The organism is Streptomyces odontotermitis, from assembly GCF_050510915.1.
Lineage (GTDB): Bacteria > Actinomycetota > Actinomycetes > Streptomycetales > Streptomycetaceae > Streptomyces.
The window spans coordinates 251,035-275,446 of the sequence record NZ_JBNJLS010000008.1; the positions used below are offsets into that span (position 1 = coordinate 251,035).

Here is a 24,412-nt window from a genome sequence, read left to right on the forward strand (position 1 = left end):
GGTGACGCACATGGCGGCCGGAGCCGGAAAGCACGAGCCGGGAGAGAGGTCATGGTGAAGTTCTGCGACATCGAGGTCGAGGTCGTCGTCTTCGACGTCCTCGGCACCCTGGTCGACGAACCGGGCGGTCTGCGCGCCGCGTTGCGCGAGGCGATGCCCGCGTCGGACGACTCAGAGGACTCGGAGAACTCGGAGAACTCGGACGAGGCGTCCGTCGAACGGCTGCTGACCGTGTGGCAGCGCCACGTCGAGGAGGAGCAGCGGCGCATCGCGGAGGGCGAGCGCGCGTACGCGAACTCGGAGGTCATCGACGCGGAGGCCGCCCACCGCGTGGCCGACCACGCGGGACTGGCCGACCCGGCGGCCATCGCCCGGCTGGCGACGGCCGGGCAGCGTCTGCCTCCATGGGGGGACACGGTGACCGGCCTGGAGCAACTGGCCCGCCACGTCCCCGTACTGGGCCTCTCCAACGCCTCCGGCAGGACCCTGCTGCGGCTCGACGCGCACGCCGGGCTGCGCTGGCACCAGGTCCTGTCCGGCGAGTCGGTCCTCGCCTACAAGCCGGACCCGCGGATCTACCGACTCGCCCTGGACGCCGCCGGATGCGCACCGGAGCACGTGCTCATGGTGGCCGCGCACGCCTGGGACCTCCGCGCGGCCCGGGCGAGCGGCCTGCGCACCGCCTACGTGCGGCGCCCGGCCGGTGATCCGCCGACGGACTCCGACGCCTTCGACGGGCACTTCGACAGCCTCGACGACCTGGTCGCCGCGCTGAGCGATCAAGCGAGCTGAAGGTCCCGTACGACGTCGGCGACCATCCTGATGGACGCGGCGTCGAGGACGTTGCCGAACTCGATCACCCGCACCCGCCCCTCCAACTGCCGCTTCAGGTCCGGCATTTCGCTGGGGATGATCACGAGGTCGACGCCCCGGAGGTCGTCGTCGCCCGTCCCGGCGAGGACCTGGATGTTGGTGACACCGGCCTGGGCGAGGGAGTCGCGGATGCTCACGGCCTGGTCGTCGGTCGAGTAACGCAGCCCCACCGCACGGTTCTTGGGCACCTGGGCGATCTGGAGCAGCGTCTGGATGTGCGGAGCGACCACGATCGCGATGACGTCGGTCGTGGGGCGGCGCAGCATGCCGCGCACCTCGGCGAGGTGGAAGAAGGTCGTCAGGACCAGGTCGGGGTGCTCGTCGGCGGGCTCGAACTCGCCGAGGACCAGGGGCTTCACGGGGATGCCCACATGCTTCTGGAGCTCGTCGGAGAAGTACGTGGCCCGCTCGACGTTGCATTCCACGAAGGAGACTTGAGGCACCTTGTCGGCCGCGCGCAGCGCGAAGTCCATGACGAGTTCCTGGATGTCGGACGGCCGCAGCCCGAGCTCCATGCACTCGCGGGCGGCCGACTCCAGGATGGAGCGGGCCCGGTCCCGGGCCGCCGAGGTCGAGCGCGCCCGCTCGCCGCCGACCACCACCATGCCGTTGCGCCCCCGCGCCTCGACGAGACCGAGCTCCCGCAGCTCGCTGTAGGCGTGCGCCACGGTGTTGCGGTTGATGCCCAGGTTGTCGGCGAGCAGCCGGGTGCCGGGCAGTCGCTCGCCGTCCCGCAGCTCACCCATCTCGATCATGAACGTCAGCTGCGTGACGATCTGCCGGTAGATGGGGACGTCGGAGTGCTGACTGACACTGACGTTACTGGCGCTGGCGCCCATGACCCTCCGGATCTCCTTTATGACCTAGCCGAGAGTGTAGCGCGGTAGGCCATAAAGTCCCTCTGCTTGCATCACCTTCTATTTGGCATAGCATCCTGTGCCATAGAACGCGGACGACGTTCGATCCGTCGTCCACCCTTGGGCATCCATCAGCACCCATCAGCACCCATCGGCACCCATCGGCGGCTCCGGCGCCGCCACGCACCAGCAAGAGGAGGTCCCCCATGACCGCGGACACCATGTGGGCTGACGTCGAACGTCATGTGGTCCGGTACGGCGCGAGCTTCACGCCGCGCATCATCGAGAGCGCGAGCGGCTCCTACGTCTACGACAGCGACGGCGGGGCCCTCCTCGACTTCACGTCCGGGCAGATGAGCGCCGTCCTCGGGCACTCGCACCCGGACATCGTCCGCGCCGTCTCGCAGTCGGTCGCCTCGCTGGACCACCTGTTCAGCGGCATGCTGAGCCGGCCCGTCGTGGACCTGGCCAAGCGCCTGTCCGCGACGCTGCCGGACCCCCTCACCAAGACGCTGCTCCTGACGACCGGCGCCGAGTCCAACGAAGCCGCCCTCAAGATGGCGAAGCTGTACACCGGCAAGTACGAGGTCGTCTCCTTCGACCGGTCCTGGCACGGCATGACGTCCGGCGCCGCGGCGGCGACCTTCTCCGCCGGGCGCCGCGGCTACGGCCCGACCATGCCGGGCAACCTCACCCTGCCCACCCCCAACGCCTACCGCTCGCCGTTCCGCCGCCCCGACGGCTCCTACGACTGGGAGGCGGAACTCGCGTACGGCTTCGCCCTCGTCGACCAGCAGTCCACCGGCTCGCTCGCCGCGTGCCTGGTCGAGCCGATCCTGTCGTCCGGCGGCATCATCGACCTGCCGCCCGGCTACCTCGCCCGCCTCAAGGAGATGTGCGCCGAGCGCGGCATGCTCCTCATCCTCGACGAGGCCCAGACCGGCCTCGGCCGCACGGGCCAGATGTACGCCTTCGAGCGCGACGGCGTCACCCCCGACGTCCTCACCCTCTCCAAGACGCTCGGCGCCGGGCTGCCGGTCGCGGCGGTGGTGACCAGCGCCGAGATCGAACAGGTCTGCCGGGACCGCGGCTTCCTCTTCTTCACCACCCACGTCTCCGACCCCCTCGCGGCGACCGTGGCGCTCACCGTCCTCGACGTCATCGAGCGCGACGGGCTCGTGGAGCGGTCCGCGAAGCTGGGCGAACAGCTCAGCGAGCGCCTCCTCGGCCTGCGCGACACGTACGAGGTCGTGGGCGACGTCCGGGGCCGCGGCCTGCTGCAGGGCATCGAGCTGGTGCAGGACAAGGAGAGCAGGACCCCCGCGGACGCGCTCGGCCAGGCCGTCACGGCGGCCTGCCTCGACCGGGGGCTGCACCTCAACATCGTCCAACTCCCCGGCATGGGCGGCATCTTCCGCATCGCCCCGCCGCTCACGGCGACCGAGGACGAACTGCACACGGGCATCGACATCCTCACCGACGCCCTCAAGGCAGTTCTGGCAACCGGGAGCTGACCCCACCCCCGGCAGCGCACGGCCCACCCTGAGCCGCCCGCAGGTCACTTCCACCCGTAGGCGTACGCGGCGACCCAGGTGATCTCCAGCTGTGCACTGCTGCCCGGCGCCGCCCCCGGCCCCTCCAGCGCGCTCTCGTTCTGGAGGACCCAGGACAGGGGGTGGTCCGGCACTCCCCTGGTGTCGTGGCCCGTCTCCCGTCCGTCCACGAAGAAGCGCACACTCCCGGGGGTCCACTCGGTCGACACCGTGTGCCACTCGGTCCAGTCGTCGGCGCCGCGGAACGAGCCCTGCTCGCCGCCGCCGCACGGGTGGTGGAAGGCCGTGAGGGATCCGGTCCAGTTGCCCTCGGGGTGGTCCATCTCGCAGCCGCCGCCGTAGTGCAGCCAGGCCGACTTGTATCCGGGGGCCGGACGGGTCACCTTGATGCGGGCGCTGTACTTGCCGTACTTCATCTGCATGACGGCGCGCGGCACGACCGCCGCCGCATGGACCGGCCCTCCGTCGGCGGGCCGCCACATCCGGATGCGCATGCGGCCGTCACCGTTCTGCGCAGGCCCCACGCTCACGGTGTCCTCCGGGTGGTAGACGCCGACGACGTCACGCCCCCGGTCGTTGGCGGTGTCGCGCCAACCGGTCGGGTAGGCCCACCAGTTGTCCCGGTACGCGCCGTCGAGGCCGCCGCAGTACGCGGCCGAGGTGTCGACGTGGTGCTCGCAGTCGCTGAACGCGCCGAGCGGCACCCGGTCGCCGGTGAAGTCCTCGGCGAGGACCTGCCAGAACGGCCCGCAGTCACCGCGCGGCACCTCCGTGGCGCCGGTCGCACCGCAGGCATCCCCCGGCCGCGGCGCACCCCCGGCGCTCGGGATGCACAGCAGGGCGGCGAGCAGCGTGGCGCCGACCGCCACGAGCACGACCGGCCTGCGCCGTCTCCCCGCCGCATGTGATCCCATCGCGATGCCCTTCCTCCCGGCCGCGCACACCCGACGTCATCCGTCCACGGACGCCCCGCACGCGTCAAGCCCCACGGCGGCTCCAGCAGACCACGACATGGCGCCCCGCACGCGCACACCGGAACAAGGAACTCCCCCTGAAGGCGGGCGAGTTGCCCCTCAGCAGCTCCACGGCTCCACGCCGCCACGGCTCCGCAGCTCCACGGCTCCACAGCCCGAAGGGCGGTCCCCATGACCCGCATCGCCTCCGTACACAAGGTCACCGCTCCGCACCGGCACACCCAGGAGACGCTCGCCGCCCGCCTCCGGTCCGCGCTCCCCGACGCCGACCCGGAGCTGCTGCGCCGCGTGCACGCCTCCTCCGGCGTGCGCACCCGTCACCTGGCCCTCCCCCTCGACGCCTACGACACGCTCACGGGCTTCGGTGACGCCAACGACGCGTATCTGCACAGCGCGTCGGAGCTGGGCACCGAGGCGGTCGACGGGGCGCTGAGGTCGGCGCGGGTCAGGCCCGCGGACGTCGACCTGCTGGTGTTCGTCTCGACGACCGGCCTGGCCACCCCGTCCGTCGACGCCCGCCTGGTCCCCCGTCTCGGGCTACGGGACGACGTCGTCCGCCTGCCGGTCTTCGGGCTCGGCTGCGCAGCCGGTGCGGCGGGCATGGCGCGCGTCGACGACGTGCTGCGCGGCCGCACCGACGCGCTGGCGGTCCTGCTCTCCGTGGAACTCCCCACCCTCACGCTCCAGCGCGACGACCCGTCCCCCGCCAACCTCATCGGCAGCGCCCTGTTCGGCGACGGGGCGGCGGCGCTGGTGATGTGCGGACCAGGGCACCCCGCAGCCGCGACCGCTGCCGGACCGGCCGTCGTGGCCACCCGAAGCCTGCTCATCCCGGCCAGTGAACGCGCCTTGGGCTGGGACTTCACCTCCACCGGCTTTCGCGCGGTGCTCGGCCCGGAGATCCCCGACCTGGTCCGCACCCACCTCCCGGACACCGTCGACGCCTTCCTGACGGACCACCACCTGACCCGCCCCGACATCGGCTCCTGGATCTGCCACCCAGGCGGCCCCAAGGTGCTCGACGCGGTCGAGACCTCCCTCGCCCTGCCCGCCTCGGCGCTCGCCCCCTCCCGCACCTCCCTGGCCCAGGTGGGGAACCTCTCCTCCGCGTCGGTGCTGCACATCCTCGCCGACGTCACGGCGGCAGGCGTCGCGCCGGGCACCTGGGGCCTGGTCCTCGGCTTCGGACCCGGCTTCTCCGTCGAACTGGCCCTGCTGCGCTGGGACTCGGCCCGCGCCGGGCGGATCACCCCTGCCCGAAGGGGCAATGCCCCATGGGACGATGCGCATTTTCGATCTTGGTCGTAGTGTCGGGCAGATGAACAAGACGATGGGTTCCGTGGTGGCCTCGGGGGCTGCGATAGCGGCGATGGCTGGTGGCGTGGTGGTGCAGGGTGCTGCACCGGCGGAGGCGAAGGTGCGGCTGAGCAACATTCAGCTGCACTCGATGTGGGGGAAGAACCTCTGCCTGTCGATGGCGGGGAGCAAGAAGAGCGGGGCCGCACCGCGGATCGCGAAGTGCTCGAAGCACAAGACGCAGCGGTGGACGTTCAAGTACGAACGCTATGGGTCGTACGGGTACAAGCTGAAGAACGACCACTCAGGCAAGTGCCTGTATGTGGGCAGCACCCGGCAGGGCGCGGCGATCAAGCAGGCGACCTGCCCGAAGTACAACGACCAGAAGTTCCGGTGGCGTCCGGTCAACAAGGCCGGGGCCGAGAAGGGGCATGTCAGGAACTACGAGAAGCTGCGCAACGCGTACTCGGGGAAGGTGATCACCTTCGGTTCCCGTGTCGGTTCGAAGGCGGTCAGCGGGAAGGCGAAGACGGGCAGCAAGCATCAGTCGTGGTATCTGCCGGCGTTCGTCTGAGCGTTCATCTGAGCGTTCGCCTGCGGTGCACGGGGGCGAGAGGCGCCGGTCACGTCCGCTGGTGTCGGCGCCGGACGGGCTGGGAGTGTTCGGCGGGCAGTGCCCGCCGATGTCCCCGCAACGCATGAAGGTGCCCGATGAACCTGGAAGCCCGGATCAGTTCTCTCGCCGCCGCCACCGACGGTGACGACGCCCCTTGGCGGCCGGAGCTGTACGCCCTCGACGACCTCGCGCAGCGAGCGGCCCTCGGCGCGCTGCTCGAGCGCGGCGAAGTGACCGCGGTGCGGGACACGGTGGCCGAGCAGGTGGCGGAGCTGCTGATGTCACGCAGGCCCGACTGGCGCCCGGACACGGGCGAGTTGGCCGCGGCGGTGGCGGCGCACCTCGGCGGGCCTGCGAGCGCGTACGGGTCCTGGGTCCGGTATCCGTGGTCGCACCGGCTCGTCCACGTCCTGCCCCGGGACGAGTACCGCGAGCTGCGGCAGTCCCGCAACCGGTACAAGATCACGGCCGAGGAGCAGGCGCTTCTCACGGACCGGACGATTGCCGTCATCGGGCTGTCCGTGGGGGCCGCGAGCGCGCTCACACTCGCCCAGGAGGGGGTGGGCAGCCGGTTCCGGCTCGCCGACTTCGACCGCCTTGCGCTGTCGAACCTCAACCGGCTGCGCGCCTCGGTCGACGACATCGGCCTGCCCAAGGTCGTGATCTCCGCCCGGCAGATGTACGAGATCGATCCGTACCTCGACATCGAGGTGTGGCCGCACGGGCTCGCGGAGGACAACGTGGACGCCTTCCTGACCGGCGGCGGCCGCGCCGATCTCCTCGTGGAGGAGTGCGACGACCTCTACATCAAGGTGTACGCCCGCGAGCGGGCCCGCGCGCAGGGCATCCCGGTGCTCATGGAGACCAACGAGCGCGGCATGCTGGACGTGGAGCGGTTCGACCGTGAGCCCGAACGGCCGCTGCTGCACGGGCTGTTGGGCGGCGTGGAGGCCGCCGACCTCAAGACGCTGTCCACGCGCGAGAAGGTCCCGTACGTCCTGCGGATCCTCGACCAGGACCGGCCGTCGGAGCGCTTCGTCCCCTCGCTCGTCGAGATCGGGCAGACCATCTCCTCGTGGCCGCAGCTCGCTTCGGGCGTGGCGTTGGGTGCCGCCCTGGTCACCGACACGGCCCGGCGGCTGCTCCTGGGGACCTTCACCTCGTCGGGTCGCTTCTTCGTCGACCCTGGGGAGCTGGTCAGGGACGGTGGAGAGGTCCCCGTGCGGGCGGCCGGGACCGCCCCTTGGACCGGGCCGGCGCCGGAGTCCGACGCGCCCGCTCTCGTCCTGCCCGAGCCTGGCCGGGACATGGACGAAGAGACGGTGCGCCGTCTGATCGCGTACGGAACACAGGCCCCGTCCGGGGGCAATACCCAGCCCTGGCTCTTCGTCTCGCGGGGCCGGGTGCTGGAGTGCCGCGTCGACGACAGCCAGCCGCCGACCCTGCTCGACTTCGAGCGATCGGCCAGTCATCTGGCGATCGGTGCCGCGGTGGAGAACATCGACCTGGCCGCCCGGGTCGCCGGGTGGAGGTGCACGGCACGCCTCTTCCCCGACCCGGCCGATCCCGGCCTGGTCTGCGAACTCACCTTTGCCGAAGGCACCGAAGGCAGCGCGGGCGAGGACGTGCCGTCCGTGTCGCTGGCCGAGTGGATCGGGCGGCGTACGACCAACCGCGCCCTCGGCTCGGACGCCCCGCTCGCGCGGCGGGCGGCAGCGGCGCTGACACGGTGCGCGGACGAGAGCGGAGCACGCCTCCACCTGGTCACCGAGCGCGGCCAGTTGGACGAACTGGGCCGCGTTCTGGGCGCCGGTGACCGGCTGCGCATGATGTCGAGGCCGCTGCACCACGACATGATGGCCGAACTGCGGTGGGGCGACGAGGCAGTGCTCCGCACCCGGGACGGCATCGACGTGGCCACGCTCGAACTCGATACGACGGACCTGGCCGGAATCTCCATCGCCCGGCACTGGCCGAACCTCGCCTTCCTGCGACGGATCGGAGGCGGCACCTCGTTCGAGGAGGGCGCCCGCAAGCTCGTCGCGGCGTCGTCGGCGGTCGGCGTCCTGAGCATGCCCGGCACGACACCCTGCACCTATGTCCGAGGGGGACGAGCACTCCAGCGCCTGTGGCTGACCGCCACCTCACTCGGCCTCGCGGTCCAGCCGCTCAGCTCGCTGCCCTACCTCTTCGCGCGCGTCGAACGGGGCGGCGGGGCCGGGCTCGACGCGGACGAGAGCACCACGCTGCGGGAGCTGCGCGCCGGACTCGCCGCGATCGTGCCGCACCACCCCGACGAGGCCGAGTTGCTGCTCTTCCGGATCTCCGACGCCCCGGCCCCCACGGTCCGCTCGCTGCGCCGCGACGTCGGCTCGGTCCTGCGTTTCGCCGGGACCGGGCACGCCTGACGCGTCGACCGTCACGGCGAGGAGGAAGGGCCGCTTCGGAGGAGGTATCCGAAGCGGCCCCCATTCCTGATCCCTGAGCCGCGCCGCGGCGGCGGTCGCCGCGATGGCTACTTCAGGCCGCGGTCCAGGGTGTTGAACAGGATGTTGTCCGAGGTGTCTCCGGACATCTCCCAGATCATGCCGCCGAGCAGGCCCTTGGACTTGATGTACTGGGTCTTCTTCTCGATGGACCAGGCGTCGTCGAAGGACCACCACTGCCCGTTCGCCCCGGTGTAGCCGTACGTGGAGACGGACTGCTCGTCGTGGTAGACGGTCAGGTTCGGGAAGGCGGCGACGAGGTTGTCGTAGCCGCGGGTGCCCGCCTCCTCCTGGAACTGGCCCGGCGCGGCGCCGTTCGCGCTCTGCCACTCGCCGTGCGCGCCGCCGTCCGCGACCTGCTGCCAGCCGCGCCCGTAGAACGGGAAGCCGATGGTCAGCTTGCGCGGCTTGACGCCCTGATCGGTGTACGCCTTCACGGCGTCGTCGATGCTGAAGTCGTTGGCGTACGGGCTCTGCGCGTCCTTGTACAGGTTGGCCTGGTGGCCGGTGCGGTTGGGTTCCCAGGAGTTGTCGCTGCCTGCGCCGTGGAAGTCGTAGCCCTGGACGTTGCCGAAGTCGAGGTGCTTGAAGACCTCCTGGAGGTCCCAGCCCGCGTCGATCTTCTTGGGGTCGGCCGGGGTGAAGGCGGTGAGCAGCCGGTGGCCGCCCCCGAGCGCGTCGAGCTGCTTGCGGAACTCGGCGATCAGGGCGGTGTTGTTGGCCTTGTCGTCCGTGCTCCAGTGGTTGCCCGGGTGACCGTCCGGCGACCCCGGCCACTCCCAGTCCAGGTCGAAGCCGTCGAAGATCCCGGCTGCGACGCCGTCACCGCCCGCTCCGTTGTACGCGGGCAGGTTGCCCTTGATGTACATGTCGATGCAGGACTTCACGAACTTCTTCCGCGAGTCATCCGTCTTGGCGACGTCGGAGAAGTACTTGGAGTAGGTCCAGCCGCCGAGCGAGACGACCACCTTGAGGTTCGGGTGCTTGGCCTTGAGCTTCTTCAGCTGGTTGAAGTTGCCGCGCAGCTTGCCCCAGCCGTCGTCGGCGACGCCGTCCACGGACTGCCCGGCGGGGAAGGCCCGGCCGTAGTCCGCCTCGGCGTCCCCGGCACCATCGCCCTGGTTGGGGTCCTGGGGGTTCTGGGTGGTGCCCTTGGTGACACCGTTGAGGCAGGTGAGGTTCTTGGGATCGATGTTCGCGAAGGCGTAGTTGACGACGTCGAGCTTGCCGGCGGCGCCGGACGTCTCCAGGTCCCTCACGAAGTACTGGCGTCCGTAGATGCCCCACTGCACGAAGTAGCCGACCTTGGCGTAACCGCCCTGGCCGACGGCCTCCTTGGTGGTGACGGACAGGGTGTTGCTCGCGGGCGAGGTGTTGTCGGCCGCGTCCCGCGCCTTGACGGTGAAGGCGTACTGCGTGTCGGGGGTCAGCCCGGTCACGGTGCTGGTGAGGGTGTCGGCGGGCAGGCTCTCCACGAGAGTCGTGCCACGGTAGACGTCATACGCGGCGACGCGCTGGTTGTCGGTGGCGCTGTCCCAGTCGAGCCTGACAGTGCTCGAAGTGACGTCACTGGCACGGAGGTTGCGGGGCGCGGTGGGCGGCACGGTGTCGGTCGCCGGGTCCACGGTGGTCGCGCTGACAGGCGCGCTCGCCTCACCCGCGTTGCCGCGCGAGTCCTTGGCGCGGACGCTGAACTGATAGGCGGTCGCCGGTTCCAGGCCGCGCACCGTGGCCTCGGTGGTGGCGCTGGCGGCCACGACGGTGGTCCCGCGCAGCACCTCGTACGAGGCGACGGGGAAGTCGCCCTGGACGGCCGCCGTCCACTTCAGGCTGACCGTACGGGCGGTGGTGTCGGCGACGCTCAGCCCGGTGGGGGCCTTCGGGGGCACGGCCGCGGTGCCGTCGCACTTGTCGCCGTTGATGAGGCAGCCGGTCGGGGGCTTGAGCTGGCCGCTGCCACGGAAGCTGTAGCTGTACGGCTCGGTGTCGCGGCCCGCGGGGACACGGGCGTTGTAGTAGGCGGGCGTCACGACGACGTGCCTGCCCTTGATCTCCGCGGTGCCGTGGGTGTGGTCGCTGATGGTGACGCCGTCGGGCAGGTCGAACTCCAGGGACCAGGTGTCGACGGCGGTGTCACCGCTGTTCTTCACGACGAACTTGCCGGTCCAGGACGAGCCGCTGCCCTCGCTGACGAAGGTGGCGGTGAGCTTGGCGGCCGCGTGGGCGGGGGCCGCGAGCGAGGTGAGTCCGGCCAGCGCGAGTGCGAGCACGGCGAGGACGGCGATGAGGCGTCGGGGCGAGGCCAGGACCTCGTGGGATCTGTGGGATCTGTGGGATCTGGCCGCTGTTCTGAGTGGGGACACGGCTCTCCTCGGGGGAAGGTGAGGCGTCCGTCCGTGCCGGGCCCGCCGGGGCCGGATGCTCGGGCTCGCCGGGAGGCTCTCCTTCGGTTCGCGTCCGTGTGTCCGCCGCTGCCGGGGGCGCACGAGGGCAGCGGCGGATGCGGGAACGGGTCCGATGGGGGCGGGGGTCGGACGCGCTTCCTGCGGTACAGACCTCTTAGGGAACCACCCACCGCGAGCATGTCAACGCGGTCGGGAGGCCCCCCGGGCCGTACCAATTCACGGCGCCCGAGCCTTCTGCCACGCTCCCGCCCCCGTAAAGGACTGGACCAATCCGGCAAGGTTTTACTTCGCCTTGACCCGGCCTGGCCACCTCCGGCCCCAACCCCCCTGGCACGCACGGCCGTTGTGGCATGACACAAGGCGAAAAGGATGAAGGACGCGAGTCTTGTCCACCCATGAACCATGTGCAATTTTACATGTCACATGTGCTATGTGTTCATGTCAAGCATGATCGCTCGCCACATCCCCGCAGAACCCGCAGAACCCGCAGAACCCGCAGAAGGAGAAGCCCCGATGTCCCTACGGCGCTACATCACGCCCTTACTGATAAGTACCGCCCTCATAGCGGGGGGTGGCGCGCAGGCGCTCGCCGCGCCTCTCGCTCCGGAGCCCGCCACCACCACTGCCGCCCCTGACCCTGCCGCCGCCCCCGACCCACGCGGCAAACCGGTCTCAGGACCCACCAAGATCGTCGAGCAGGACAGACCCGGCAGGCGGCAGAGAGCCGAGCGGCTCGAACCGCTCACACCTCCCGCCAAGACGGCCCCCAAGGCGCTGCGGACGACCGGAGCCGCGGCCGACTGCAGGGTCTCCGACTTCACCGGCAACACGGGTACGGCCCTGGTCGACGCGATCAAAGCCGCCTCGGTCGGCTGCATCAACTCGCTTTTCAGCGTGACCGGTTCCGACCAGTACCACGCCTTCCGTGAGGCGCAGATGGTCACCGTGGCAGGCGCACTGCGGACGAACGCCGCCTCGTACAACGGGACCAACGCCGCAGGCACGGAGCAACTCGTCCTGTATCTGCGCGCCGGGTACTACGTCCAGTACTACAACCCGGACACGGTCGGCCCCTACACCGGCACCCTGGCCACCGCCACCAGGCAAGCGCTCGACACCTTCTACGCCAACCCCGCCACCCGCACCGTGAGCGACGCGAACGGGGAGATCCTCGGGGAAGCCGTCACCCTCATCGACAGCGCCGGGGAGAACGCGCGCTACCTGTACGTCGTCAAGCGCCTGCTCGCCGCGTACGACAGCGCCCACAACGCGAACTGGTACATGCGCAACGCGGTCAACAACGTCTTCACGGTCCTGTTCCGCGGGGAGTGGGCGGACGGCTACCCGGCCGCGGTGCAGGCCGACCCGAGCATCGTGGACGCGGTCTACGACTTCGCCGCCAAGCACCTGGACCTGTTGAGCACGGACTCCGCCTTCCTGGTGGCCAACGCCGGTGGGGAGACGGCCCGGTTCGTGCAGTACGCCGCCCTGCAGAGCAAGGTCCGCCCGCTGAGCAAGTGGCTGCTCGACAACAGCGCGATCACCGGCGACCGCGCGAAGCTGTGGGTGCGGGTGGCCGTCGTGGCCAACAGCAAGGACGCGGCCAACTGCTCCGCCTACGGCACCTGTGACCTGGACAAGCAGCTCAAGGCCGCGGTGCTGCCCCAGAACCACACCTGCAGCGCCGGAGTGCTGCACATCCTGGCCCAGAAGATGACCGACGACGAGTTCCAGGCGGCCTGTTCGAGCCTGCTCCGGCAGAACACCTACTTCCACGACGTGGTCCAGGACGGCGGGCGGCCGGTGGCCGACGACAACAACACCAACATGGAGGTGGTCGCCTTCAAGTCCAGGGACGACTACCAGACCTACGCCGGCGCGATCTACGGCATCGACACCAACAACGGCGGCATGTACCTCGAAGGCGACCCCTCGGCCACGGGCAACCAGCCGCGTTTCATCGCCTACCAGTGGGACACGGACAACGGCTTCGCGGCCCGCATCTGGAACCTCAACCACGAGTACACCCACTACCTCGACGGCCGGTACGACATGTACGGCGACTTCAACGCCGGACAGACCTATCCGGCCGTGTGGTGGATCGAGGGCGCGGCCGAGTACGTGTCGTACTCCTACCGCAACCTCCCCTACGACGACGCGCTCAAAGAGGCCCCGAAGCACACGTACGCACTGAGCACCCTCTTCGACACCACCTACGCCAACACCAACACGGACCGGACCTACCACTGGGGCTATCTGGCGTCGCGGTACATGCTGGAGAAGCACCCCGCCGACGTGACCAGGCTGCTCGGCTACTACCGGGCGGGGAAGTACGCCGACGCGTACAACTTCACCAAGTCGCTGAACTACGACAGCGCCTTCAACACCTGGCTGGACGGCCTCTCCGGCGGCGGCACGACCGAATGCACGGCGTCCGACACCCGGGCCCTGGGCCAGAACTGCGGGCGCAGCAACGTCTCTGCGACCACCGGCAACACCGCCAGCTTCTACATCTGGATCCCCTCCGGCACGACGTCCCTCACCATCAAGACCTCCGGCGGCACCGGCAACGCCGACCTCTACTTCAACCCCGACACCTGGGCCACGCCGAGCGCGCACACCGCCCGGTCCACAGGACCGGACAACACCGAGTCCCTCACGGTGACGGGCCTGCGGCCGGGGACGTACGCCTACATCAGCCTCCACGCCGCGACCTCGTTCACGGGGGCGACCGTCAGCACGAGCTACTAGCCACGCGCGGCTGAACGGCCGGCCGGGCAGGCACCCTCCCGGCCGGCCGCTCCGCTGCGTCACGTCTTCGTCGTGTCGCCCCCGCCCTCGCGCGCCCACAGCGACCGCACATGGCCGAGGTGACGGGTCATGCACTGCTCCGCGCCCTCGGCGTCGCCCGCCAGCATCAGGTCGAGGAGTTCGACGTGCTCCTCGGCCGACGGGACGAGCTGGTCGCTCTCGTCCAGGCCCGTCAGGCCGTACAGGCGGGAGCGCTTGCGCAGATCGCCGACCGTCTCGACGAGACGGTCATTGCCGCCGAGCGCCAGCAGCGAGAGGTGGAACTGCCGGTCCGCCTCCACATAGCCGATGAGGTCGTGCTCGCGCGCGGCGCGCACGATCTCCTCGGCGACCGGGCGCAGCGCCTCCAGGTCCTCGCGGGCGGCACCGCGCGTGATCCGCCCGATCATGGGCACTTCGATGAGCAGCCGGATCTCGGTGTACTGGTCGAGGTCACCCTCGTCGACCTCCGTGACGCGAAATCCCTTGTTGCGTACGGGTTCCACGAGGCCCTCGCGGGCCAGGTCCAGCATCGCCTCGCGCACCGGCGTCGCGGAGATGCCGAAGTCCTCGGCCAGGCCCGGCGCCGAGTAGACCTGGCCGGGCTCCAGTTCGCCGGAGATGAGGGCGGCACGCAGCGCGTGGCCGACCTGGTCACGGAGCCGCTCGCGGGGCACGCCCAAGTTCCGCTTCAGGTAGCCCATGACGTTCCCTTTCGATCCTGCCGCCGCGCCGCCTCAACGCACAATGTCACGTTGTTTTCGCTGGTGACAGGGTGGGAGCACACCTGAGATCAAAAAAGAATCCGCCGGACATCTTGTCAGTGCAATTTCACATTACTACCTTACGCATCACATGCCGCTCCAACTGTCGCTGTGTGAACGGCAGTTGAAGCACCGTGCTCGCTCGCCTCCGTGGCGGCGACACGGCCCAGAGCTTGTACGGGATCCCCAACTCCCGTGACCCGCACGGTCCGCGCACCCCCCACCGCCGCGCCTCACGCATCCGCGCGGCGGCCGACCGGCCGGAGGCCACCTTGATACCCAGATCACCCACCGCGCGAAAATTCGCGGGGTTCCTCGTCGCAGCGCTGATCGCCTGCCTGGGGTTCGCGCTGCTCGCCCCCACCGAGAAGGCGTCCGCGGCCAAGGCCCCCCAGGCCCCGCCGAAGTCCGACGTCGCCCCGCAGCCCGCCACCCCCACCACGGTCGCCGCCGGGACCGCACCCGACGCCGGCCGCGCGGACAGGCCGACAGCAAACGCGTCGAAGCGCCCGCCGGTCTCCGCGACGCCGAAGGCCGCCCAGCGCAAGCGGATCGAGGCCGCGGCCCGGCCCAAGTCCGCGGCGGCCTGCGACGTCGGCGACTTCACCTCCAAGACCGGCGACGAACTGGTCAAGCAGATCAAGTCGGTGGAGACCTCCTGCATCAACTCGCTGTTCGCCCAGACCGGTGAGAACGCGAAGGGCCTGTTCCGCGAGGAGCAGATGGTCACGGTGGCGAAGGCGCTGAGCGACGTCGCGGCCACCTACCCGGGCGACAACAGCACGTCGACCGAGCAGGTGGTGCTGTACCTGCGCGCCGGATACTTCGTGCAGTACAACCACCCGGACGACGTGGGCGAGTACGGCCCGGAGCTGAAGAGCGCCGTCCAGGGCGGCCTCGACGCCTTCTTCGGCTCGGCCCGCGCCTTCGACGTGAACGACAAGAACGGCGAGATCCTGGCCGAGTCGGTCATCCTGATCGACAGCTCCGGCGAGAACGCCCGCTACCTGAACATCGTCAAGAAGCTGCTGACGTCCTACGACTCCTCGTACGACGACTTCTACTGGATGGTCGCAGCGGTCAACAACACGTACACCGTGCTGTTCCGCGGCCACTACCTGCCGGAGTTCGTGTCCGCCGTGGAGGCCGATCCGAGCGTCCTCACCGGGCTGCGCGACTTCGCCGTCGCCCACCTCGACCTGCTCGGCACCGACAAGGCGTACCTGGCGTCCAACGCGGGCCGGGAGCTGGGCCGCTTCCTGCAGCACGACACGCTCAAGGACACCGTCCGCCCCCTCGCCAAGGAGCTGCTCGGCCACAGCAAGATCGACGACCGCACCGCGGCGCTCTGGGTCGGCGTGGCCGAGATGACCGACGAGTTCGACAAGGACAACTGCGCCGACTACGACACCTGCAACCTCAAGGAGCGGATCCGCGAGGCCGTCCTGAAGGTCGAGCACACCTGCGCCCCGACCCTGAAGATCGTCGCCCAGGCGCTCACCGACGACCAGCAGTCCGCCGCGTGCACCAGCCTCCTCGGGCAGGACAAGTTCTTCCACGGCGTGGTCAAGGACAGCGGGCCGGTCAAGGACGACCACAACGACGCCCTCGAAGTGGTCGTGTTCCACTCCAGCCTCGACTACCGGACGTACGCCGGAGTCCTCTTCGGCATCGACACCAACAACGGCGGCATGTACCTGGAGGGCGACCCCGCCAAGGAGGGCAACGTCCCGCAGTTCATCGCCTACGAGCAGAACTCCGAGATCTGGAACCTCAACCACGAGTACACCCACTACCTCGACGGCCGCTTCGACATGTACGGCGACTTCGCGGCGGGCCAGACCACCCCGACCGTGATGTGGGTGGAGGGCTTCGCCGAGTACGTCTCCTACGCGTACCGCGACGTCACCTATGACGACGCGATCGAGGAGGCCGGAAAGAACACCTACAAACTCAGCACCCTCTTCGACACCACCTACGACAACACCGACACCACCCGGACCTACAACTGGGGCTACCTCGCGGTCCGTTACATGCTCCAGTCCCACCCGGACGACGTCGCCACCCTGCTGGGCCACTACCGCTCCGGCGACTGGAACGCCGCCCGCACCCTGCTCACCGACACCATCGGCACCAAGTACGACGCCGACTTCGCCGACTGGCTGGGCAAGTGCCACGCCGGCGACTGCGGCAGCCTCCCGGCCGCCGCCCGGTGACGGTGCGCCCGTCCCCACGCAGCACACCCGACCGGTGAGTCGGGGGACGGGCTGACACCTCGGAGGTCCCGCATCCGCACGGGGGATGCGGGGCCTCCTTCCTTCGCACAGGAACGGCGGCGCTCTGGTGTCCGCTCAGCCCTGTCGGGCAGCGTCGGCCGCGTCCCGAGGGGCCTCGGCCGGGCTGCTCTTCCCGCGCCGGACGAGCTTGGTGTGGCGCCCGTCGTCGATGCGCAGCCCCGTGAGGGCGGTGACGGTGACGAGTGCGAAGGCGACGGCGCCGACCACGAACGCGGTCGTGTACTGCGCCTCCTCGGGCAGCGCCGGGACACCGGCGGGCAGGCCCTCGATGAGGTTCGCGGTGAGCAGCGAGGTGATGACGGCGCTGCCGACCGAGCTGCCGACCGAGCGTGCGATGGAGTTGATGCCGTTGGCGATGCCGCTCTGGTGCACCGGCACTCCCGCCACGATGAACGCGGGCAGCGAGGCCAGGCCGAAGCTGACGGCGACGCCCGTGAGCATGCCGGCGGCGATCACCGAGCCGGTGCTCCCGTGCTGCAGCGCCAGCCACACGTACCCGAGGACGCCGAAGACGCCACCGGTCGCGAGCGTGATCCGGCCGCCGATGCGGCGGACCAGGACACCCGCGATCTGCGCGCCCACGAGGGAGGCGGCCGTGGCGGGCAGCAGGTAGGTGACGGCCGCGGACAGCACGGAGGCGGTGAAGCCGTAGCCGGTCAGTGCGGTCGGCGTCTGCACCAGGTACGAGGTGGCGATGAACTGCGTGAACATGCCGAAGCCGAGGAGCAGACCGGCGATGTTCGTGAACAGCACGGGCCGCATCACGAACATCTTCATGTCGACGAGCGGTTCGCGCACCCGCCGCTCGACGACGACCCAGATCGCCGCCATGACGACGGCCGCCGCGAAGAGTGTGAGGGTGCGGGTCGAACCCCAACCCCACGTGTTGCCCTGGGAGATGGGCAGCAGGAACAGCACGAGCGTGGCCGCGAGCGCGCCCGCGCCGAGCCAGTCCGTGCGGCCGCCGTGCGGCTTGGGCGAGGGCGGGACGACGACGGCCGCGACCGCGAAGGCGAGCGCGGACAGCACGGTGGCCAGCCAGAACACGTGGTGGTAGTCGGGGTTGTCGCCCTGGGTGAGCAGTCCGGCGCCGACGAGTGCGAGTCCGCTGCCGACGGCGAGGGTGCCGCTGACCAGGCCCATCGCTCCGGGCAGCCGGTGCGGCGGGAGTTCGTCGCGCAGCACGGACAGCGCGAGCGGGAAGATCGCGGTGGCGGCGCCCTGCATGGCGCGGGCGGTGAGCAGCAGCGGCAGGGAGTCGGTGGTCGCGGCGAGCACCGAGCCGACGACCGTCAGGGCGAGCACGCCGAGCAGGACGGGCCGCTTGCCGCGCTGATCACCGAGCCGGCCGAGGAGTGGAGTGAACACGGCGGCGGACAGCAGCGTCGCCGTGGTGAGCCAACTGGCCGACGACGTGGTGATGTCCAGGTCCTGCTCGATGATCGCGAGGATCGGCACGACGAGGGTCTGCATCATCGACACGACCATCGCGGCGAGGCCCAGGGCCAGGACGAGGCCGGTGCCCGCGCTCGGGGACTCGGATCTCTCGCGGTGGGCGGCGTGCGGGGGCTGGGAAGGCATGGGGCAGGCTCTTTCAGGTCTTTTCGGGGCGGTCCGGGTCTGTCCAGGACGGTCCGGGGCGGTCCGGGGCGGTTCGGGCTGGCTCGGGGCGGTCCGGGCTGGTTCGGGTCTATGAGGGCGCCCTCCGGTGGCGGCGCACCGGAGGGACGCGGAGGGAGAGGGGTCAGCTCAGCGGGACGTCGAGGCGGGCCCGGCGGTGGCTGAACGCGGCGATGGAGTGCGGCCCGTGGTAGGCGCCGATCCCGGACTCGCCGACGCCGCCGAACGGCAGGTCGGGGACGCGGAGATGGGCCATCGGCAGCCCGAGGCCGAGCCCGCCGGACGAGGTCTCGGCGGCCAGACGCCGCCGGGTCGTCTCGTTCTCGGTGAAGCCGTACAGGGCGAGCGGCTTGTCGCGGTCGTTGATGAAGGCGATGGCCTCGTCCAGGTCGGCGACCTCGACGATCGGCAGCACAGGACCGAAGATCTCCTCCTGCATGACCGGGGCGTCGCCCTTCACCCCGGCGAGCACCGTGGGGGCGATGTACAGGTCGTCGCGGTCGGTGCGCCCGCCGAGGGCCACGTCGCCGGAGCCGAGCAGCGCGGCGACCCGGTCGAAGTGCCGCTGGTTGACGAGGCGTCCGTACGCGTCCGAGACCTGCGGGTCGGCTCCGAAGAGCCGCTCGACGGTCTCGGCGAGGGCGACCTGGAGCGCGGCCGAGGTCGCGGGGTCGGTCAGGACGTAGTCGGGTGCGACGCAGGTCTGGCCCGCGTTGCGGAACTTGGCGTCCGCCAGCCGGTCGGCCACCACGGACACATCGGCGTCGCGGTCCACGAACACCGGTGACTTGCCGCCGAGTTCGAGGGTGACCGGCGTGAGGTGCTCGGCGGCGGCCCGCATCACGATGCGGCCCACGGTGCCGTTGCCGGTGTAGAAGATGTGGTCGAAGCGGTGCGTGAGCAGTTCCGTGGTCTCGGGGACGCCGCCCTCGACGACGGCGACGGCCTGCGGGTCCAGGTACTGCGGCACCAGGCGGGCCAGCAACGAGGAGGTGGCCGGGGCGAGTTCGCTCGGCTTGAGCAGGACGGTGTCGCCCGAGGCGAGCGCCCCCGCGACGGGCACGAGGGAGAGCTGGACCGGATAGTTCCACGGGGCGATGACGAGCACGGTGCCCAGCGGCTCGTACTGCGTGCCGGCGGTGGCGCCGTCCGGCAGGCCCGCGAGGGACTCGGCGGCGAGCGGCTGCGGGGCGAGCCACGCGTCGAGATGGGCGAGCGTGTGGTCGATCTCCCGGACCGGGAGGTCGACCTCGGCCGCGTACGACTCGGGTCGCGGCTTGCGCAGATCGGCGTGCAGCGCGTCGGCGATGGCTTCGCGGTGCTCCGTGAACAGGGCGCGCAGCGCGGCCAGTTGGGCCTTGCGCCAGGCCAGGGGCCGGGTGCGGCCGGAGCGGAACGTGTCGCGCAGGGTGCTGACGGCAGCAGATATGTCGGACATGGCGGTCAGTCCTGCGGAAGGCGGACGAGCATCTTGCCCGTGTTGGCGCCGCGCATCATGGCCCCGAACGCCTCGAAGGCGTGGTCGATGCCGTCCACGACGGTCTCGTCGGCTACGAGGGAGCCGTCCGCGAGCCAGCCGCCCACCTTCACGGCGAACTCGGGCACCAGGTGGAAGTGGTCGCTCACGTTCATGCCGCGCAGGGTGATGCGCTTGCCGATCGCGAGCGGCAGGTGCGGCGGACCGGCGGGCAGCTCGGTGGCGTTGTACAGGGAGATGGCGCCGACCAGCGCGACGCGTCCGCGCAGGTTCATGACCTGGAGCGCGGCGTCGAGGTGATCGCCGCCGACGTTGTCGAGGTAGACGTCGATGCCGTTCGGCGCGGCCTTGGCCAGCTGCCCGGCGATATCGCCCTCGCGGTAGTCGAGCCCGGCGTCGAAGCCGTAGTCCTCGGTGAGCCGCTTGACCTTGTCGGGGCCGCCGGCCGAGCCGATGACCTTCGAGGCGCCCAGCTTGCGGGCCAGCTGCCCGGCGACCGAACCGACGGCACCCGCGGCGCCGGAGACGAAGACGACGTCGCCCTCCTCGACCGGAGCGACCTCCTTGAGAGTGGCCCACGCGGTCAGGCCGGTGGTGCCGAGGACCCCCAAGTAGGACTGAGCGGGCGCCAGTTCGGTGTCGACGAGCTGGACCTGGCCGGCGGGCAGGAGCGCGTACTCGCGCCAGCCCAGGAAGTGCGTGACGGTCGCGCCGACCGGAACGTCGGCGGACTGCGAGGCGACGACCGTACCGACGGCCGTGCCGGTCATCGGCTGGTTCAGCGCGAAGGGCGGCAGATAGGACTCGCGGTCGTCCATCCGTCCGCGCATGTACGGGTCCACGGACAGGTAGTCGTTGCGGACGACGACCTGCCCCGGGCCCGGGTCGGGCACGGTGGCGGTGACCAACGCGACGTCGGAGGCGGTGGGCTCGCCGACGGGGCGGGCCACGAGGTGCCATTCACGGCTGGAAAAAGACATGGTGATCCTCAGAAGGGTGTGGAGGGAGATTCGAGGTGCGGAGGGGGGATTGAGGAGAAGGTCAGCGCCCTGATGAGGCGGGCGCGCCGAGCAGGCCGGTCACGAGGGCGTCCGACGCCGGGGCAAGCAGCTCCCGGGCGTCCGCCGCCCGTTCCAGGCCCATGACGAGCGCGATGCAGATGTCCGCGGCCTGAGCGGGCTCGACACCGCCCGTGGTGCCCGTCTCGGTGAACAGGCCGGTGAGCAGGGTGCGCAGCTCGCCGACGAAGGAGGTGCAGATGCCGCTGAAGAGGCGGGCCTTCTCGTCGAGGAGCTCGGCGGTGTGCGGGGAGTCCCCGGACAGTTCGAGGACGAGGTCGAGCTTGGCGGTGAGCACGCCGTGGACCCGGTCCGCGTGCGGCAGGCCGGTGTCGGCCGCCGCCCGGCGGGCCCGGACGAGCGCCTGCTCGTGCAGGCGCTCGGCGAGCCGCCGGACCGCGTCGTCCTTGTTGCGGACGTACTGGTAGACCGCGGACCGGGACACGCCCATGGTGGTGGCGATGTCGTCCATCGTGGTGCGCCGAACGCCGTACCTGGTCAGGCAGTCGTACGTCGCGTCGAGGACCTCGTCGAGCCGGTCGGTGCCCATGGCGCTCAGGCCAGCTTCTTGAGCAGTTCGGCGGCGAGCGGCGCGGACGAGGCGGGGTTCTGGCCGGTGACCAGGTTGCCGTCGACGACCACGTGGGGCACCCACGGCTCGCCGACCCGGACGTTGACTCCGGCCTCGGCGAGGCGGGTCTCCAGCAGCCACTTCGCCTTGTCGGCGAAGCCGGCCTGGGTCTCCTCGGCGTTGGTGAAGGCGGCGACGTCACGGCCCGCGAATGCGTTCGTGCCGTCGGGCCGGGTGGCGGCGAGGAGCGTGGCGGGCGCGTGGCAGACCACGCCGAGCGGCGTGCCGCTCTCCAGGGCCAGGGCGAGGAGCCTGCCGGAGCCGGCGTCGACGGCGAGATCTTCCATCGGGCCGTGGCCGCCGGGGTAGAAGACGGCCGCGTAGTCGTCGAGGCGCACGTCCTCCAGGCGGATCGGGGACTGCAGCTCGGTGAACGAAGCGAGGGCGGCGGCGACCTTCTCCGCGCCGTCCGGGCCGCCGTTCACCTCGGGCGCGAGGCTGCCCTGGTCGACGGTGGGCACGACGCCGCCCGGGGTGGCGACCACGATCTCGTGCCCCGCCGACGTGAACGCCTCGTACGGGGCGACGGCCTCCTCGGCCCAGAAGCCGGTGGGGTGCTTGGTGCCGTCGGCCAGCGTCCAGTGGGTGGCGCCGGTCATCACGAAAAGGATCTTCGACATGAGTGCTCATCTCCGGGGAGTGGCGAAGGTGACGTTCTGCGTCCGAAGTGTCAGTTCGGCGATGTCCTCGAAGGTAGGTCGCGCGCGGAGCGGTGACCAATGACAGGTCCAATGCCACCCATAGGAAAGTTCATGGATCCGGCGGAACAGCGCTGCGGGCCGCCCGCGGCAGGCTGTGCCGGAGTCTTCTAGGCTCCTGAATGTGATCCACAGCAACCCCGTCGGCCCGGCGGAGACCTCGGCCCCGCCCGACCTCAATCTGCTGCGCACGTTCCTCGCCGTCTACCGCTTCGGCTCCTTCACCGCGGCGGCACAGGCCCTGGGTCTGTCGCAGCCCACGGTCACCACCCAGATCCGCAACCTGGAGCGCCAGACGCGCCGCGAACTGTTCGAGCGGCTGCCCCGAGGGGTCGCCCCGACGTCGGTCGCCGACGAGCTGGCCGCCCGGATCGCCGCGCCCTTCGACGCGCTCACCGTGGCCGCGGGCCACGGCATGGCCGAGGGCGTGCGTGCCGAGCCCGTGCACCTGGCGGGTCCCGCCGAGATGCTGTCCGCCTTCGCCCTCCCGGCCCTGGCACCGCTCGTCGCCGAGGGGGTGCGGCTGCGTGTGACCCTGGGCCTGACCGATCCCCTCCTGGACGAGCTGCGCGCCGGACGGTACGACCTGGTCGTCTCCACGACGCGGCCCCGGGGACGGTCCTTGGACTGGGTGCCGTTCGCCGACGAGGAGTTCGTCCTGGTCGCCGCGCCGGTGTGGGCCGACCGGATCGAGGAGCCGCTGGCCACGGAAGGCCCCGCCGTCCTGCACACCGTGCCGCTCGTCTCCTACGCCGAGGACCTGCCCATGGTCCGCCGCTACTGGCGGCACGTCTTCGGCGAGCGCCTGAACGGCCATGCGGCCGTCACCGTGCCCGATCTGCGCGCGGTGAAGTCCACGGTCGTCGCCGGTGCCGGATTCGGCGTGCTGCCGCGCTACCTGTGCGAGGCGGAACTGGCCTCCGGCGCGCTCGTCCTCCTCAACGACCCCGAGGATCCCCCGATCAACACCGGCTACCTCGTGCAGCGCCCGGGTGTCTCCGCGACCCCGGACGTCAACCGCGTGCGCGACCATCTGGTGGAGGCGGCTCGCTCCTGCTGAGGGGTCGGGAGCGGTCGGCGCGCTCACGGCCCCGGCAACGCCATGGCGGTGCGTGTCCAACTGCGTGACAACGCCGAGACACAGCCGCGAAGACGCGTGGACGTCGGCGGACCATCAGCGCAGGTGACGCGCGAATGAATCCGTACTCGGACAAAGGGCTGCTTCTTTCGTGGTGGAGTGTGGTGAGCGTCGCCACGACGCCCCTCTAGATCAGCGGTTTCGTAAAAGACCCCGCAACCCTCGCGAATTCTTCGACGGTGATCACGGGGACAAAGACGGAATCGGCCTCCATGCCTTCGGGTAGGTGCGACCGCATGTCCTCACGGCACAAGAACGTGCCGTCAGGGATAAGGATCGCCCCGCTGGCACGGTCAGCCAGCTCGATGATGATTCTCCAGACAGCCCCGACCTGCGGACGCTCGATGCCAATGACACAGTCGACGACATCGACCTCGACCTCGCTGCCGTCCGCGGCCCGGACCCAGAACTCTGCACTGTCCCCTGTCGTCCTCTCAGGCACTGCGGAGTAGGGCGCAAGAATCGCCCGCACCTGATCCCTGTCCGGCGGGACAGGAACACCGTTCTGGAACTTGTAGAGGCTCAGGCTGTAACTCACTGCACCGGCCCTGCCCTGAACACGAACTTGATCCCCTTCACGTCGGTGTCGAGCACCCATCGCACCAAGGCGAATCGGGTCTTCTCCTCGGACAAGTACCACACGGCGAGGGTGCCCTTCGCCTCCTTGGCCTGCTTCACCATCGCAGTGGTCCCGCCTTTGGACCGCTGATCACCAGGGGCGGGGACCTTGAGGACCACCGCGTGAAGAACGTCAACGCCGTGCGCCGCGCGCTCCGCAGCGTGTTTGAGGATCTGACCGCCCCCTGTCACGCCAAGTGGCGGGGCCCTGCCGACGAGGCCCCTGCCTTGCGCAGAGGCTGCCCGGTACGGGGGACCCGG

19 protein-coding genes are annotated in these 24,412 nt (G+C 70.4%); 8 read left to right on the forward strand and 11 right to left on the reverse strand.

Going from position 1 to position 24,412, the window contains the following annotated elements; all coding sequences use genetic code 11:
• Positions 1-51 precede the first annotated feature (51 nt).
• Positions 52-792 carry a haloacid dehalogenase type II gene (locus ACQB60_RS24200; protein ID WP_496928190.1) on the forward strand — a complete coding sequence of 247 codons (741 nt, stop codon included), beginning with the start codon at positions 52-54 and terminating at the stop codon, positions 790-792.
• Here ACQB60_RS24200 and ACQB60_RS24205 read toward each other — a convergent pair.
• On the reverse strand, positions 780-1,712 hold the full coding sequence (locus tag ACQB60_RS24205) for a GntR family transcriptional regulator (RefSeq protein ID WP_496928191.1): 933 nt from the start codon (positions 1,710-1,712) through the stop codon (positions 780-782). The genes ACQB60_RS24200 and ACQB60_RS24205 overlap by 13 nt on opposite strands.
• A gap of 224 nt (positions 1,713-1,936) precedes the next feature.
• On the opposite strand from ACQB60_RS24205, the gene ACQB60_RS24210 reads away from it, so the two are divergent.
• Positions 1,937-3,244, forward strand: a complete 1,308-nt coding sequence (locus tag ACQB60_RS24210; protein WP_496928192.1) for an aspartate aminotransferase family protein — start codon at positions 1,937-1,939, stop codon at positions 3,242-3,244.
• Between the two features lie 44 nt (positions 3,245-3,288).
• Here ACQB60_RS24210 and ACQB60_RS24215 read toward each other — a convergent pair whose 3' ends face one another.
• Complete coding sequence (locus tag ACQB60_RS24215; protein ID WP_496928193.1) at positions 3,289-4,197, reverse strand: glycoside hydrolase family 16 protein; 909 nt, start codon at positions 4,195-4,197, stop codon at positions 3,289-3,291.
• Positions 4,198-4,428: 231 nt separating this feature from the next.
• On the opposite strand from ACQB60_RS24215, the gene ACQB60_RS24220 reads away from it, so the two are divergent.
• The 3 genes from ACQB60_RS24220 (at position 4,429) to ACQB60_RS24230 (ending at position 8,577) form a co-directional block, all read left to right on the forward strand.
• Positions 4,429-5,565 carry a type III polyketide synthase gene (locus ACQB60_RS24220; protein WP_496928194.1) on the forward strand — a complete coding sequence of 379 codons (1,137 nt, stop codon included), beginning with the start codon at positions 4,429-4,431 and terminating at the stop codon, positions 5,563-5,565.
• Between the two features lie 10 nt (positions 5,566-5,575).
• Positions 5,576-6,127 (forward strand): RICIN domain-containing protein, encoded by a 552-nt coding sequence (locus ACQB60_RS24225; RefSeq protein ID WP_496928195.1) that lies wholly within the window; start codon positions 5,576-5,578, stop codon positions 6,125-6,127.
• A 137-nt stretch (positions 6,128-6,264) separates the two neighbouring features.
• Complete coding sequence (locus ACQB60_RS24230) at positions 6,265-8,577, forward strand: Rv1355c family protein (protein ID WP_496928196.1); 2,313 nt, start codon at positions 6,265-6,267, stop codon at positions 8,575-8,577.
• Positions 8,578-8,684: 107 nt separating this feature from the next.
• On the opposite strand, the gene ACQB60_RS24235 is transcribed toward ACQB60_RS24230, so the two are convergent.
• Positions 8,685-10,925, reverse strand: coding sequence for a glycosyl hydrolase family 18 protein (locus ACQB60_RS24235; RefSeq protein ID WP_496928197.1), 2,241 nt, complete (start codon positions 10,923-10,925; stop codon positions 8,685-8,687).
• A 648-nt stretch (positions 10,926-11,573) separates the two neighbouring features.
• On the opposite strand from ACQB60_RS24235, the gene ACQB60_RS24240 reads away from it, so the two are divergent.
• Positions 11,574-13,811 carry a M9 family metallopeptidase gene (locus tag ACQB60_RS24240; protein WP_496928198.1) on the forward strand — a complete coding sequence of 746 codons (2,238 nt, stop codon included), beginning with the start codon at positions 11,574-11,576 and terminating at the stop codon, positions 13,809-13,811.
• 59 nt (positions 13,812-13,870) lie between these two features.
• On the opposite strand, the gene ACQB60_RS24245 is transcribed toward ACQB60_RS24240, so the two are convergent.
• Positions 13,871-14,554, reverse strand: a complete 684-nt coding sequence (locus tag ACQB60_RS24245; protein WP_496928199.1) for a GntR family transcriptional regulator — start codon at positions 14,552-14,554, stop codon at positions 13,871-13,873.
• 398 nt (positions 14,555-14,952) lie between these two features.
• Here ACQB60_RS24245 and ACQB60_RS24250 point away from each other — a divergent pair, with 398 nt between their 5' ends.
• Entirely contained in the window at positions 14,953-16,830 is a 1,878-nt protein-coding gene (locus tag ACQB60_RS24250; protein ID WP_496928266.1) for a collagenase, read from the forward strand.
• 135 nt (positions 16,831-16,965) lie between these two features.
• On the opposite strand, the gene ACQB60_RS24255 is transcribed toward ACQB60_RS24250, so the two are convergent.
• The 5 genes from ACQB60_RS24255 to ACQB60_RS24275 all read right to left on the reverse strand — a co-directional run bounded on the left by ACQB60_RS24255 (position 16,966) and on the right by ACQB60_RS24275 (position 22,317).
• The gene (locus ACQB60_RS24255) at positions 16,966-18,492 is read right to left on the reverse strand and encodes an MFS transporter (protein ID WP_496928200.1); all 1,527 of its coding nucleotides are present in this window, start codon (positions 18,490-18,492) and stop codon (positions 16,966-16,968) included.
• A gap of 163 nt (positions 18,493-18,655) precedes the next feature.
• Positions 18,656-19,969 carry an aldehyde dehydrogenase family protein gene (locus ACQB60_RS24260; RefSeq protein ID WP_496928201.1) on the reverse strand — a complete coding sequence of 438 codons (1,314 nt, stop codon included), beginning with the start codon at positions 19,967-19,969 and terminating at the stop codon, positions 18,656-18,658.
• Positions 19,970-19,974: 5 nt separating this feature from the next.
• Positions 19,975-20,988: an NADP-dependent oxidoreductase gene (locus tag ACQB60_RS24265; RefSeq protein ID WP_496928202.1), complete on the reverse strand. Its 1,014-nt coding sequence runs from the start codon at positions 20,986-20,988 to the stop codon at positions 19,975-19,977.
• A gap of 61 nt (positions 20,989-21,049) precedes the next feature.
• On the reverse strand, positions 21,050-21,616 hold the full coding sequence (locus ACQB60_RS24270; protein WP_496928203.1) for a TetR/AcrR family transcriptional regulator: 567 nt from the start codon (positions 21,614-21,616) through the stop codon (positions 21,050-21,052).
• A gap of 5 nt (positions 21,617-21,621) precedes the next feature.
• Complete coding sequence (locus ACQB60_RS24275; protein WP_496928204.1) at positions 21,622-22,317, reverse strand: type 1 glutamine amidotransferase domain-containing protein; 696 nt, start codon at positions 22,315-22,317, stop codon at positions 21,622-21,624.
• 202 nt (positions 22,318-22,519) lie between these two features.
• On the opposite strand from ACQB60_RS24275, the gene ACQB60_RS24280 reads away from it, so the two are divergent.
• The gene (locus tag ACQB60_RS24280) at positions 22,520-23,455 is read left to right on the forward strand and encodes a LysR family transcriptional regulator (protein ID WP_496928205.1); all 936 of its coding nucleotides are present in this window, start codon (positions 22,520-22,522) and stop codon (positions 23,453-23,455) included.
• Between the two features lie 205 nt (positions 23,456-23,660).
• Here the strand turns inward: ACQB60_RS24280 and ACQB60_RS24285 are convergent, their stop codons facing one another.
• Positions 23,661-24,071, reverse strand: a complete 411-nt coding sequence (locus ACQB60_RS24285; protein WP_496928206.1) for a hypothetical protein — start codon at positions 24,069-24,071, stop codon at positions 23,661-23,663.
• Positions 24,068-24,214: a hypothetical protein gene (locus ACQB60_RS24290; protein WP_496928207.1), complete on the reverse strand. Its 147-nt coding sequence runs from the start codon at positions 24,212-24,214 to the stop codon at positions 24,068-24,070. Before ACQB60_RS24290 ends, ACQB60_RS24285 begins: the two co-directional genes overlap by 4 nt.
• Positions 24,215-24,412 lie beyond the last annotated feature (198 nt).